This is a genomic window from Streptococcus hyointestinalis, assembly GCF_041225505.1.
Lineage (GTDB): Bacteria > Bacillota > Bacilli > Lactobacillales > Streptococcaceae > Streptococcus > Streptococcus hyointestinalis_B.
This window is the reverse complement of sequence record NZ_JBCLSK010000009.1, coordinates 39,954-54,089: the sequence shown is the minus strand read 5'-3', so window position 1 is coordinate 54,089 and position 14,136 is coordinate 39,954. Positions and strand designations below refer to the sequence as shown.

13 protein-coding genes are annotated in these 14,136 nt (G+C 41.7%); 2 read left to right on the top strand and 11 right to left on the bottom strand.

Annotation, left to right across the window (positions count from 1 at the left end; genetic code table 11):
* Window positions 1-45 precede the first annotated feature (45 nt).
* Complete coding sequence (locus AALA56_RS03780) at window positions 46-117, bottom strand: hypothetical protein (protein WP_369908817.1); 72 nt, start codon at window positions 115-117, stop codon at window positions 46-48.
* Between the two features lie 158 nt (window positions 118-275).
* Here AALA56_RS03780 and AALA56_RS03775 point away from each other — a divergent pair, with 158 nt between their 5' ends.
* On the top strand, window positions 276-791 hold the full coding sequence (locus AALA56_RS03775) for a hypothetical protein (RefSeq protein WP_369908815.1): 516 nt from the start codon (window positions 276-278) through the stop codon (window positions 789-791).
* Window positions 792-967: 176 nt separating this feature from the next.
* On the opposite strand, the gene AALA56_RS03770 is transcribed toward AALA56_RS03775, so the two are convergent.
* Window positions 968-3,676, bottom strand: coding sequence for a YhgE/Pip family protein (locus tag AALA56_RS03770; protein WP_369908814.1), 2,709 nt, complete (start codon window positions 3,674-3,676; stop codon window positions 968-970).
* 131 nt (window positions 3,677-3,807) lie between these two features.
* Between AALA56_RS03770 and AALA56_RS03765 the strand changes: the two genes are divergently transcribed.
* On the top strand, window positions 3,808-4,344 hold the full coding sequence (locus tag AALA56_RS03765; protein ID WP_369908813.1) for a TetR/AcrR family transcriptional regulator: 537 nt from the start codon (window positions 3,808-3,810) through the stop codon (window positions 4,342-4,344).
* 80 nt (window positions 4,345-4,424) lie between these two features.
* On the opposite strand, the gene rpsD is transcribed toward AALA56_RS03765, so the two are convergent.
* From rpsD to mnmA, 9 genes are all read right to left on the bottom strand, one after another.
* Window positions 4,425-5,036: a 30S ribosomal protein S4 gene (rpsD, locus tag AALA56_RS03760; protein WP_369908812.1), complete on the bottom strand. Its 612-nt coding sequence runs from the start codon at window positions 5,034-5,036 to the stop codon at window positions 4,425-4,427.
* A gap of 223 nt (window positions 5,037-5,259) precedes the next feature.
* Window positions 5,260-5,532, bottom strand: a complete 273-nt coding sequence (locus tag AALA56_RS03755; protein WP_115271503.1) for a Veg family protein — start codon at window positions 5,530-5,532, stop codon at window positions 5,260-5,262.
* Between the two features lie 12 nt (window positions 5,533-5,544).
* Entirely contained in the window at window positions 5,545-6,897 is a 1,353-nt protein-coding gene (gene dnaB, locus AALA56_RS03750; RefSeq protein ID WP_369908816.1) for a replicative DNA helicase, read from the bottom strand.
* A gap of 42 nt (window positions 6,898-6,939) precedes the next feature.
* Window positions 6,940-7,392 carry a 50S ribosomal protein L9 gene (gene rplI, locus AALA56_RS03745; RefSeq protein WP_369908811.1) on the bottom strand — a complete coding sequence of 151 codons (453 nt, stop codon included), beginning with the start codon at window positions 7,390-7,392 and terminating at the stop codon, window positions 6,940-6,942.
* Entirely contained in the window at window positions 7,389-9,371 is a 1,983-nt protein-coding gene (locus AALA56_RS03740) for a DHH family phosphoesterase (protein ID WP_369908810.1), read from the bottom strand. The genes rplI and AALA56_RS03740 overlap by 4 nt, the downstream gene beginning before the upstream one ends.
* A 76-nt stretch (window positions 9,372-9,447) precedes the next feature.
* Window positions 9,448-11,346 (bottom strand): tRNA uridine-5-carboxymethylaminomethyl(34) synthesis enzyme MnmG, encoded by a 1,899-nt coding sequence (mnmG, locus tag AALA56_RS03735; RefSeq protein WP_369908809.1) that lies wholly within the window; start codon window positions 11,344-11,346, stop codon window positions 9,448-9,450.
* Between the two features lie 160 nt (window positions 11,347-11,506).
* The gene (locus AALA56_RS03730) at window positions 11,507-12,118 is read right to left on the bottom strand and encodes a MarC family protein (RefSeq protein WP_369908808.1); all 612 of its coding nucleotides are present in this window, start codon (window positions 12,116-12,118) and stop codon (window positions 11,507-11,509) included.
* Window positions 12,119-12,148: 30 nt separating this feature from the next.
* A complete protein-coding gene (locus tag AALA56_RS03725) occupies window positions 12,149-12,841 on the bottom strand; it encodes an RpiB/LacA/LacB family sugar-phosphate isomerase (RefSeq protein WP_369908807.1) in 693 nt (230 codons plus the stop codon).
* 21 nt (window positions 12,842-12,862) lie between these two features.
* Complete coding sequence (mnmA, locus tag AALA56_RS03720; RefSeq protein WP_369908806.1) at window positions 12,863-13,987, bottom strand: tRNA 2-thiouridine(34) synthase MnmA; 1,125 nt, start codon at window positions 13,985-13,987, stop codon at window positions 12,863-12,865.
* Window positions 13,988-14,136 lie beyond the last annotated feature (149 nt).

Sequence of the window (14,136 nt, the reverse complement as noted above, 5' to 3'; positions counted from 1 at the left end):
TGTGGTGATTACAATTATATCTCTCTGAGGTGTTTTTTCATACTTTTAAGTGGCTAACTTCATTTTAGAACTTTTAAAAGCAATAACAAAACTGCCAAAAGCTAAAATAGTCTGCACTACTTCAAATACGGTCAACTAAGGCTTCCCTCCTTATTTTTTCACACTAACTCTAACACTCATCATCTTTAAAATCAAGACTACTTTTGAAAGCGTTTTTGTGATATAACAAGGTGTTAGAGGTAATATTATAAACAGTGTTTTTTGTGAGGTATGTTATGTCACGAAAGTCATTTAATTTCGTCATGACAGCAGGATTTGTAATCTTTGCTATTTTGGCTATTGCTGCTGACTGGAATTATCGGATAAGCTTAATGGGGCTTGGGACTTTACTTGTCCTACTAACTTTAGGCAATGCGCTTTACTACCATTCAGATAAAAAGACACCACCTAAGCCACACACTAAGGGGCGTCTGTCATTTATCCTTTTCTTGACTTTTTTAGCCTGCGAATTAGCTATCATCGTCACCATGTTTATTTTAGGAGACAGCGCTTCTCTAGAAACCCAAAAACTTCTTTCTTGCTTATTGTGTATTGTCCTATTTTGCATGCTTCTTTCTGGCCATAGATATGAGCTTAGTCGTTTTCAAGATAACAAGAGTTTTTCAGAAACAAGAGCCCTTGGTATAGCTATCAATCCCAAACACCCTCTGGGACGTGTCATTTATATCGGTGCATTCATTGTCATTATTCTCATCTTTTGCCTGCTGCTCTTTTTGGGTCCGACGGATTAAGACATACAAAAATCACTAAAATCGTATATTTTAAGCTTTTTTAAGCAGTAGTCGCTATACTGTAACCATCCTAAAACTTTTCTTTTTCATAAATCTCCTGAGAGAGACCTGAGTGATCAGGTCTCTTTCGTTTTGCCTTAGTCATAAAAAGTTCGAGCTTTACTCGAACTTTTTTATTAATCTTCTGTTGGTTTACGGTAAATGAGAAGTGCTAAAATCATAGAACCTACCGTAAAGCCTAGCAATGCCCAGATTTGCCCTGTGATGTCACCTGTTAGGGAAATAGTTTCTCTAAATCCTGAAACAGCATAAGACATCGGCAAGTATGGTTGCACAGTTTCAAAGAATTTATTACTCAATTGGATAGGGTAAGTTCCTGCGCTCGCTCCTAATTGTAAGAGCAGGATAATCATACTGATGAAGGAACCATATCGTCTGTCCCATCCGACCAAAGCTGTGACAAGTGCCATCATACTCCAAGCAGCTAGAATAGCTATCACAAAAGTTCTACCAACATAGCTTGGGTTGACACCGATTGCCATCACAGCAAAGACAAGGATGATTGGAGAAGCCGTCGCAATGATACCATTGATGAGGAGCTTGTTTCCTGCCCATGCAAAGCGGTTCTTCGGTTCTTTACCAGAGAGAGCCTCAGCAAAGATGACATTGGCTGATAAGGCTACAACCATAAGCGCTACTGACATCATGTAAGGCGCCATACCAACACCATTGGTCTTGACATTATCTTTATCTGTGTGAGTTACTTTAAGCGGATTCGCTACTGCTGTAGCGTTTTTCGGTTTAACAGATACCAGTTTCAATTGATTTTCAGCTTTGCTTAGAGAGCTTAGCAATGTATCTGTACCTGTTGACAAGGTTGTCAAGCCATTTGTCAAGCTTGTTCCACCTTGTGCCAATTGGCTAGAACCTGAAGCAATCTGATCAGCTCCTGAAGCGAGTTGACCTGCGCCACTAACAAGCGTTGAAGAGTTGCTTGCTAATTGACCTGCGCCTGAGACTAACCGAGCGGTACCGCTAGTAAGTGTAGAAGAGTTACCTGCTAATTGTCCTGCGCCTGAGAGCAATTGACTCGTTCCTGATAACAACTGACCGTTGTTGCTTGTTAGTTGGTTTGCTCCTGTATCGATTTGGCTGATACCAGACATCAAACTAGAATTATTATCTGCTAATTGAGTAGCTCCGCTATTGAGTGCAGAAACAGCATTACTAAAGGTTGTCGCACCTGACAATAACTGACTAGAGCCGCTTGCAAGTTGGCTTTGCAATGTTGAGATACCAGATGTCAACTGTTGACTTCCTGGAAGTGCTGATTGGCTCACAGCTGTGTGGATGTCTGACATACTACTATCAAGCTGTGTCAAAGCGTCTGTAGCTCCAGTAAGAGCTGTATTAGCTTGGCTAGCAATAGCACTGACTTGTGCTTGGAGATTAGCTAGCTGGCTATTTGTGCTTGTTGATTGCAATTGTGCTAATGCCGTCTTGAGATTAGCAACTGTACTTAAAGCTGGGGAAACGTCTACTGAGCTGGATGAGCTAGAGTTGGTAATCGCAGCTGTTATCTCACTTTGTTGCTCTGAACTCAAGCTTTGGTAGGCAGAGGTCGCTTGAACAGCAGCGAGTGAGCTACTAGATGAGCTAGATGATGACTGCAGTGATTGGAGCTGGCTCTCAAGCGTATTGAGACTCGCTAAGACACCTGAAGTATCAAGGCTACTTCCAGATTGACTGCTCAAACTACTATTCAAGGCTTGAATAGCTTGATTTAACTGTGGCAGACCTGCTTTCAAAGCATCGATATTGGCTTGTTGATCAGCTGATAGTTCTGTCTTAGATGATAAGCTTTGTAAACCATCTGTCAACTGTGTTGCGCCATCAACCAGTTTTTGAATGTCTTGGCTACTGCTTGATAGACTTGAGATACCATCAACCAGCTGTTGCGTATTGCTATCGAGTTGATTAAGACCACTTGCCACTTGGCTGACACCATTCGTATAAGTCGTAAGACCGCTTGAGAAAGTGCCCAACCCACTGGCCAAAGTACCGACACCATTCGTATAGGTCGTAAGACCACTTGAGAGTGTGCCTAAGCCACTATACAAGGTATCGACACCATTCGTGTAAGTCGTAAGACCATTTGAGAGTGTGCCTAAGCCACTGTACAAGGTACCAACACCATTGGTATAAGTAATCAAGCCACTACTTAGAGTATTGGCACCAGTAGCAAAGGTTTGACTAGAGCTCGCTAACGTTTGTAGGTTATCGGTCAAAGTTTGACTACCATCTTTTAGCGTCTTGCTACCGTCTGCTAGCTGTTGCGTTCCATCAACAGCTTGTGTCATACCGCCTTGTAGTTTTGTCATGCTTTTAAAAACAGCAGAGGTGTACGTTTTTGTGATAGACTGTGATACCTTAGCTTTTAGTTTTGTCATGGCAGACTCACTCATCTTAGAAGCCACAAAACTGCGTCCTTTAGTTGTTTGATAGTTAAGCGTCAACTGCTTAGGATCATTAGTCATCAGACTAGCTGCATTTTCTGACATATCCTCTGGGAAAGTAATCACCATATAATAGTCACCATCAGCCAAGCCTTCTTCTGCCTTGCTTTTAGAAACAAAATGATAATCTAGTGTCTTACTTTTTTCAAGACTATCCACCATGTCAGCACCAATAGTTAGCTTTTGGTTGTTAAGTGTTGCTGATTTATCCTCATTGACCACCGCAACGGGCAACTTATCCAGCTTACCATACGGATTCCACATGGAAGATAGGAAGATCACATTGTACATCATGGGGATCAAAGACACCCCAAAGATTGTTACCCATAATTTTGGGCTTTTTAAAATTGCTTTTAATTCCTCTAACATATTTCCCTTTCTACTTGGACAAATTCTTTCTTTTTCTGTTATAATATATTATACTGATTTTAATCTATTTTACAACCTTAACGATTTTATTTTTAGACACCGTGTACAAAGTTGTTTAAAAGGAGTTGCATATGTCACACGATACCCGTAAGGAAAGAACCAAAAAAGCTTTAGAAGATGCTATGGTGGAGCTTTTAAAACAGCAAAATTTTGATGAAATCAGCACTAGCGATCTTGCTAAAACAGCTCATATTAGTCGTTCTAACTTCTACAATCACTACAAGGATAAGTATGAGATGATTGATATTTACCAACAGTCTCTCTTTAATAAGTTAGAATATATCTTTGATAAAAACCAATTTGATAAACGGACTGCTTTCCTGGAAATTTTTGAGTTTTTAGACAGAGAGTCCTTGTTTGCGGCGCTTCTCACGCAAAATGGGACTAGGGAAATCCAGACTTTTATTAGAACAAAGCTCCAAAAAATGATTTCTCAAGACCTACATGAGATTTATCTCGATGGCAAAGCTGAAACCCCTGTTGAAACACTCTATACTAGCGTCTATGTCAGTCATGCAGTCTTTGGTGTTTACCAGATGTGGGTGACCAGAGGTAAGCGTGAAACCCCTCAAGAAATCACAAAACTCTTACTCAACATGCTCGACTAAGAGACAAGGCTAGGTTACCTAGTCTTTTTTAATGCCAAAAAAAGCCAATTCTTGTGAACTGGCTTTTGAACAATAATATCTTAAAGTTGTTTGTTGTAGTATTCAACGATAAGAGATTCGTTGATTTCTGGGTTGATTTCATCACGTTCTGGAAGACGAGAAAGTGTACCTTCAAGCTTTTCAGCATCAAAAGTAACAAATGCTGGACGTCCAACAGTAGCTTCAACTGCTTCAAGGATAGCAGGAACTTTAAGTGATTTTTCACGAACAGAAATCACTTGACCTGGTGTTACACGGTATGATGGGATATCAACACGTTTACCATCTACAAGGATGTGACCGTGGTTTACAAATTGACGTGCTTGACGACGTGTAGTTGCAAGACCTAAGCGGTAAACAACGTTGTCCAAACGACGCTCAAGAAGTACCATGAAGTTGAAACCAAGTGTTCCACCTTTGATTTTAGTAGCTTGTACGAACAAGTTACGGAATTGTTTTTCACCCAAACCGTAAGTGAAACGCAATTTTTGTTTTTCAGCTAATTGCAAACCGTATTCAGAAAGTTTGCTGCGGTTGTTAGGTCCGTGTTGACCTGGCACGTAGTTACGACGTGCTAATTCTTTACCTGTACCAGTAAGAGACAAGCCGAGACGGCGAGATTGTTTCCATGATGGTCCTGTATAACGTGACATTTACATGTCCTCCTCTAAAAAATATAAGATTTGGGGAAATAGTCACTTAGACAAACCTAATTCGTGCAGATGCCCTTCGCCTAAACAGCCAAGGTTACTCATCTTTCAAGACATCTGTTGACGAGCTTCATTTTGTCCTGCTGCTATTTCACACAAAGACTAGTATAGCATAGTTTTAGCCAAATTGCAAAACAATTCTACAAAAAAACTAAGTTTTAAAAACTTAGTCAAAATAATGAATGAGGGTCTTCTCCGTTAAAATATCAGAGTAAGTGTAAGACTCAACATAGGTGTTGTCCTCGACACCTGGCACGCCAGATTCGTCCTTGTACTCAACGATAAACAGCGATGGGTAGACCTCGATAAGGCGACCTACTTTATTTTTTTCACGTTTACGTCCATTTTCTAGTGTCAACTCAACCAGCTGACCCTCGTGGTTTTTAATGTCTTCTTTGATTTTTTTCATTTTTGCAACGTCTGCAAATGCATCACTCATAGGATTTCCTTTCTATCTTTCTTCAAATTGTGCGATACTTGAAAATTTATTGTACTCTTTTTGGAACATAAGCTTCACAGTCCCACGTGCTCCAGCACGGTTTTTCTCAAGGATAACCTCGATGGTATTGTCGTCAATAGCTTCTTCATCGTTATTGTCGCCTTCTCTACGATAGTAGTCCTCACGGTAAAGAAAAGCAACGATATCGGCATCCTGCTCAATAGACCCTGACTCACGGATGTCTGACAAGACTGGGCGCTTGTCCTGACGCTGCTCAACACTACGTGAGAGCTGACTTAGGGCAATGACAGGCACTCTCAACTCTTTTGCCAAAATCTTTAATTGACGTGAGATTTCAGATACTTCCTGCTGACGATTTTCTGGGCGTGTCCCTGTAATCAACTGAAGGTAGTCAATCACAATAAGTCCTAAACCACCCGTCTCCTGCGCTAGCTTACGAGCTCTCGCACGAATCTCGGTAATCTTGATAGATGCGGTGTCGTCGATATAGATCGGAGCATCCGCCAGCGCACCTTGGGCAATGGTGACATTTGTCCATTCCTGCTCGGTGAGTTGCCCTGTCCTAAGATTTCTAGCGTCAACCATCCCTTCCGAAGCTAGGAAACGATTGACCAAATCTTCTGCACCCATTTCAAGCGAGAAGATAGCAACAGGCTGATTTTGCTTTGTGCCCACATTTTGAGCGATGTTAAGGGCAAAGGCTGTTTTTCCGACCGCAGGACGGGCTGCCAGGATAATCAGCTGATCGGGGTGCAAACCAGTTGTTATGCGATCAAGATCTCGAAAGCCTGTCGGCAAACCTGTAATGTCGCTGGTTTGTTTGGAACGTATTTCTAGGTTTTCATAGTTAATTTTCAAAACATCTGAGATACGTCTAAATCCACTGCGGCTATTGTGCTCATTGATGTCAACCAAGGCTTTCTCAGCATTAGCAATAATCTCATCAGACTCGATAGCTCCTTCATAAGCAAGGTTGACAGTTTCTGTCAACTTGCTGATGATATTGCGCAGCATTGCCTTTTCAGCGACTATCTTAGCATAAAACTCAGCATTGGCACTAGTTGGCACACTATTAACCAGCTCAACAATATAGGCAAGTCCACCGATATTTTGTAAATCACCTTGACTATCTAAAATACCACGAACCGTTGTGGCATCAATGACATCATTGCGGTCACTAAGCGTAATCATGGCTCTAAAAATAACCTGATGCGAGTATTTGTAAAAATCTTCGGGAGCGATGAACTCACGAACGGTTATGAGCTTATCTGGTGAGATAAAGATAGCCCCTAACACCGATTGTTCAGCCAATAAATCCTGTGGCTGAACACGCATTTCCTGCATTTCTGCCACCTTATGTCACCTTACCTTCCAACGCTTGTCCCATTAGGCTTCTTTGATGTGAAGCTTGATTTCACCAGTAACATCTTTATGCAATTTTACTGGCACTTCAATCAATCCAATAGCACGAATAGGGTGTTCTAACTCGATATAACGCTTGTCAACTTTCAGCCCGTATTGTTTCAACAGCTCATCTGCGATTTTCTTAGCTGTGATAGAACCAAAAGTACGTCCGTCTGGTCCGACTTTTTCGGTGAACTGCACACGTGTTGCCTCTTCTGACAACTTGGCTTTCACTTTTTGGGCTTCTGCTAGCAATTCAGCTTGTGCTTTTTCTTCTGATTTTTGTTTGCCTTTTAACTCACCAATAGCTTGGTTTGTAGCTTCTTTTGCCAAGTTTTTCTTGATAAGGAAATTTTGAGCATATCCAGTAGGAACCTCTTTGATTTCTCCTTTTTTCCCTTTACCTTTGACGTCTTGTAAAAAAATAACTTTCATGATAGTTCCTCCTGATTGGTTGTTTTGGTTAATTCATTTGTGATGACTTCAAGTAATTTTTCCTTAGCTTCGTTTACAGTCATATCAACCAACTGACAAGCAGCAAAATTAAAGTGACCGCCTCCGCCTAATTTTTCCATGATCAACTGAACGTTGATTGTCTTGTGACTTCTAGCGGATATGGCTACCTTTCCTGTCTGATTGTGCGTAATAACAAAGCTAGCTTCCATGCCCGACATTGACAATAACGTGTCTGCAGCTTTACTAGCAATGACATTGTTGTAAATCCTATTGTCAGCCCCAGTCGCTACAATAATACCGTTTGCCACACGCTCACCTCTAAGAACCAGCTCGTTGATGGCTCGGTATTCATTAAAGTCTGTCGCTGAGATGGTTTGGATTTCACTGCTATCACTACCACGTGAGCGTAGGTAACTTGCCACATCAAAGGTCCGACTTGTAACACCTGTTGAGAAGTTCTTAGTATCTAGCATGATACCAGACATCAAGATACTGGCTTGTGTTTTACTAAGCTTGCGTGAGGACTGTTGGAACTGAATCAGCTCAGTCACCAGCTCACTAGCACTACTAGCCCCACTCTCAATAAAGGAAAGGCTAGTATTTTTAGGGAAATCCTCATCCCGTCTATGGTGGTCAATGACAATCACCTCATGAAACAGCTGATAAAACTCTTTTGACAAGGTCAAACTAATCTTTGAATGGTCCACCATGACCAAGATAGACTGCGGTGTCACCATCTGCTTTGCTTGCTCCAGCGAGATGAGGTTAGTCTTATCATCCTCGATAAGATAATGAGCCGCACGCTTAATGTCAATATTCATCTCACGAGGATTGTAAACCGCATAGCTACGAGGGAGGATGTTGCTTGCAAAAAATTGCATCCCAACAGAGGCACCTAGCGCATCTAAGTCAAGGTTTCGATGTCCAACAACAAAGACATTGTCCACAGTCTTTAGACGATCTGAAATGGCAGACATCATCGCCCTTGTTCGCGTTCTGGAGTGTTTAATCGTTGAAGCTGTACCTCCTCCAAAGAAAATAGCTTGTGAGTTTGTGTCATTTTCTCGGATAACGATCTGGTCCCCCCCACGCACGAGAGCCATATTGAGATTTTGCAGCGCTAGCTGTCCAATCTGACTATGATTGCCATCTCCAAAAGCGATCCCCATACTTAATGTTAAGGGAAATTCTCGCTCTGCTGTCTGTTTTCTAAACTGATCAAGCACCTTAAACTTAGTGTCCATCAATTCTTTCAAGATAGCATAGTTCGTAAAGAAATAGAACCGATCCATGTTGACACGGCGGTAAAAGATATCTCGCTCCTTGGCAAAGTCAGAAATGAAGCTGGCAATAAAGCCGTTGATAGTCGCAACTTCGGCGTCTGGTAGATTGTCAGTCATATCGTCGTAGTTATCAACCGAAATAATCCCAATAACAGGGCGGATCATGGCTGCATCTCCCAGTTGACGATTGCCCATCGTGGCATCAAAAAAGTAAAAGACCCCTGTTTTCAAATCAAGGTAGGCTGCGTATTTATTACCACTGACTTCAAATGTCTGACTAGCAGCGCCACTGCGCTTGTTGATGATGATTTCTCTCACTTTATCGTCGTCAAAGAAACCCTCTTCGTCTGTGAAAATCAACTCAGCATAGGGATTGAACCACTCTACTTCATTGGTTTCGATATTAAACTGAATGACACCTACAGGCATCTGATCCAATAAATTTTTAAGTGTAACCTCTGTTTGATCGTTTAAGAGCTCAATTTGCTCCAATTCTGAAATCTCATAAGTTTCTTTTTGATAATAGAGCAAAGCCGTCACCAAGGCAATCACTACAAAAATAATAGCCAACAGAGCCACCTGTGATTGTAGTAGACGCACACTAATCGCTAAAATACCAAATAAAATCAATCCTATGAGCACTAAGTGAATACTTGCAAAGCGAAATCTTTTCATAATTAACCTCTTAAGACCGCATTATACCATAAAACAGCCCTAAAATAAACTTAGGACTGCTTTTTTAACGTTTTTGTTAAGAGTTTTTAGACGCTTTGCGTCTCCCTTCCAAATAAACCATCAAGATACTAATATCTGCTGGGTTGACACCTGAAATACGGCTGGCTTGCCCGATTGTTTCAGGATTGATTTTCTTGAATTTCTGACGGGCTTCTGTCGCAATGGAATCAATGTCATCCCAATCAATAGTTGCTGGTATACGTTTTTCCTCCATGCGTTTCATCTTAGCCACTTGATCTAGCGCCTTATTGATATAGCCTTCGTACTTGATTTCAGTCTCCAAAAGCTCGATGACTTTGCTGTCTAGCTTCTCTTCAGAAGGTCCGATAAAGTCCACAATCGTTGCATAGTCAATCTCTGGACGGCGCATAAACTCTTTAGCTGTCAAGGCATCAGTCAGCGGTTTAAAGCCTAAAGCAGTAATGCGTTCGTTTGTTTCCTTGACTGGTTTCAGTTTGATAGTTGACAGTCGTGTCAACTCATTGTCAAACTGACGTTTTCTCTCTGTAAAGACACGATAGCGCTCATCATCGACAAGTCCTACTTGTCGTCCAATTTCAGTGAGGCGCATATCGGCATTGTCATGTCTTAAAATCAAGCGATACTCTGCACGACTGGTTAAGAGACGATAAGGCTCTAGTGTTCCTTTAGTGACCAAGTCATCAATCATAACACCGATGTAAGCGTCGCTGCGCTTCAAGATCAACTCTGGCTTACCTTGCACTTTAAGCGCAGCATTGATACCAGCTACGAGCCCTTGACCAGCGGCTTCTTCATAGCCAGAGGTTCCGTTAGTTTGACCAGCTGTAAAGAGACCTGATATGGTCTTTGTCTCTAGGGTTGCTCGCAATTGATGAGGTAAGACAATATCATACTCAATAGCATAGCCCGTGCGCATCATTTCAGCCTGCTCTAAGCCTTTAATCGAGTGTAACAACTCCACTTGAACATCTTCTGGTAGACTCGTTGACAAACCTTGAACATAGACCTCTTCAGTCTCACGCCCTTCAGGCTCTAGAAAGAGTTGATGGCGCTCTTTGTCTGCAAAACGCACGATTTTATCCTCAATTGATGGACAATAACGAGGTCCCACACCCTTGACAATTCCAGAAAACATAGGCGCACGGTAGAGGTTTTTATTGATAATGTCATGACTGGTTTGGTTGGTATAGGTCAGCCAGCATGGGACTTGGTCAGTGATGTAATCTTCGTCTTTTGATAAAAAGGAAAAATGATTGGGCATGCTATCTCCAGGCTGAATTTCTGTTTCATCGTAATTGATTGAAGACGCCTTGACACGAGGAGGTGTTCCTGTTTTAAAACGTCCGATTTCAAGACCTAGCTCTTTTAGATTATCTGCTAATGTGATAGAAGCGAGGCTGTTATTAGGACCTGACGAGTATTTTAACTCTCCTAGGATAATCTCACCACGTAGAGCCGTTCCTGTTGTAACCACCACAGCTTTAGCTGAAAAGTATTGATTGGTAGCTGTGCGAACACCAACGACTTTGCCGTCTTCTACCAAAATCTCATCAATCATGGCTTGACGAAGGGTCAGGTTTTCCTGACGTTCAACGGTTTGTTTCATCATGCGAGAGTAAAGCGCCTTGTCCGCTTGCGCACGTAGGGCACGCACAGCAGGACCCTTACCAGTGTTTAGCATCTTCATCTGGATGTAGGTCTTGTCAATGTTCTTGCCCATCTCTCCGCCTAGAGCGTCAATCTCTCGAACGACAATCCCTTTGGCAGAGCCTCCAATAGAGGGATTACAGGGCATAAAAGCTAGCATTTCAAGGTTGATGGTGGCTAGCATTGTCTTACAGCCCATACGACTAGCAGCGAGACTCGCTTCCACACCAGCATGACCGGCACCAATCACGATAATATCATAATCTTCCGCAAAATTATACGTCATCTTCTCTCCTTTTGTTTTTTTGCATTTTAAACAATCTTGACACAATAGAAAATAGCCAAAGCCAAGGATAAGAGCAGGTCAAAAGACCTAACATCCCATGAGCTTTGACCATCATAGTTGTATTTCCTTTATTTTATCAATTTCTCCAAAAAAAGCAACTTTATTTAAGGGAAAAAGCGCCCTTAATCCCATCAATCAAAATTTGAATGCCGATGGTTGTCAATATCAAGCCCATCATACGAGTAATAATCGTCATCATGCCTTGCCCTAACCACTTAGAGATAGTGTCTGCACTAAGCAGCAAAAAGTAAGTAATCAGACATAGCAGGGCAAAAGCAATGATTGTGATAATCTGGTACTCTAACTTGCCTTCTGCTAAGGTAATGGAGGTAGCTATTGTCCCTGGTCCTGCAAATAAAGGCATGGCAAGCGGGGATATAGCGACATCCGTCGGATATTTCTTGTCATTGGGGAGATTTTGAGAGTCCGGTGAGTGCACGCCGTTAATCATATTGTAGCCAATAATGGCAACCAGAATACCACCCGCTATACGCAGAGCATCCAGCGTAATCCCAAAAACCTTGAAAATTAGATGTCCGCTGAAAACAAAGACAAAGATAATGGCAAAAGCAATGAGGATACTTTTCGTTGCAATTTTGCGTGATATTTTCTTGTCATCTCCTGCCACAATCGCCATATAAGCTGGCAGATTCGAAATAGGATTCATAATGGCAAAAAATGTCATAAACGATAAAATAAATTTTGTAACCATGTGACAACCTTTACAACTCTTATATTTCCATCAAAACTTATCCTTTCCGTAATGTTGGCTTGTTTTCTGTTTTTTATTACTTGACACGTCTGTCAACTTTATTTCTGATAGTTTTTCTAGCAATGATGTCTGATTTCCATTAGCCATCATGTAGCTGTAAAAATGTTCTCTGTTTAGGATTTTGTGAAGGAGTTTTGGGTCCAAGTCGTCTATAATCTCAAGAAAAGTGCGTTTGGTAAGAACTGCTAAGTCCACTAGCAACTGATTTTCCTGACGTTTACGCTTGGCATCCTCTTTTGGATAGCCTACACCAAACTCACCGTCAAATAGCTTATCTAGAGTGTATTGTAAATTGAGCTCACCTGACCAGCCAAAGTTTAAGCCCAGAGGCAAGGACACGACATTGCCATCATTGATACGCCCAAAAAGATAAGCATCTTGTGGTGTTTGAACAAAACCACAGCGTAATCCAGGTAAACTATTACAAGCCATCATCATCCCTTGACCAGATGAACAGCCTGTGACAACAAAATCAAGACTATGTGTTTCTATCAGCAGACTTATCATAACAGCGACTTCAACATAGGAGTAAGTCTCTGTCTCATCTGGAAAGACACCGAGATTGACAGCATCGTGCTGTCCCTTGACAGCTTTTTGAACGGACTGAAACAACAAGTCGTTGATACTTGTTCTTGTACTTGCTTGAATGACCCCAATTTTCATCTTATTTTCCTACACAATCTCTTAAATATATTGACAAGCTTCTCCGTCTTTGTAAGCCATATCAATGAGTCCGCCTCCTAGGCATTCTTCACCATTGTAGAAAACAACGGCTTGACCTGGAGTGATAGCTCGTTGTGGCTCATCAAAGAGGACTTGAGCCCTATCACCACTAACCTTGACGGTAACTTTACTATCTGCTTGACGGTAACGAAACTTAGCTGTACATTCTAGTGTGAACTCTTCTGGCATATCACGTGTAAAGTGGATACTTGAAGCGTCAAGACTAGTTGACATCAGTGCTTCATGGTAGAAACCTTGTCCGACATAGAGAATATTTTGAGATAAGTCTTTTCCAACAACAAACCAAGGTGCATTGTCACCACCTTGCTGACCGCCGATACCTAGACCGCCACGCTGCCCAATCGTGTAATACATCAAACCAGCGTGCTCACCCATATCACGACCATCAATAGTCATCATACGACCAGGCTGCGCAGGTAGATAATGGCTTAAAAACTCTTTGAAGTTTTTCTCACCGATAAAGCAAATCCCTGTTGAGTCTTTTTTCTTCGCCGTTGCAAGTCCTGCACGCTCTGCGATTTGACGCACTTCTGGTTTTTCCAAGTGCCCCAGTGGAAACATGACTTTTTGCAATTGTTCTTGTGATAATTGACTTAAAAAGTAAGTCTGGTCTTTATTGTTGTCTGCTCCACGCAGCATGTGAACAGTGCCGTCCTCATCACGCGCCACTTGTGCGTAGTGACCAGTCGCCACATAATCTGCACCAAGCGTCATAGCATAATCAAGAAAGGCTTTGAATTTAATTTCTTTATTGCACATCACGTCAGGGTTTGGTGTGCGCCCTGCACGATACTCCGCAAGGAAATACTCAAAGACACGGTCCCAATACTCTTTTTCAAAGTTGACAGAGTAATAAGGAATACCGATTTGGTCAGCCACTGCTGCTACGTCCTTGTAGTCTTCGGTTGCCGTACAGACACCAAACTCGTCTGTGTCGTCCCAGTTTTTCATAAAGACGCCAATCACATCGTAACCTTGCTCTTTTAAAAGCAAAGCCGTTACAGACGAGTCAACGCCGCCACTCATACCGACAACAACACGTGTTTTTGAATGATCATTTGTCATGATATTTCTCCCATCAAGATATTTTTTAACATAGGCTTGAAGGGCCTAGTTTTCAAAAGTCGATTTGAAGGTCGATTTTGAAGCGCCAAAAGCGCTAATGATTATTATAACAATAATCCCCTGCTTTTTAAAGTCTTAGTCTTTAAATT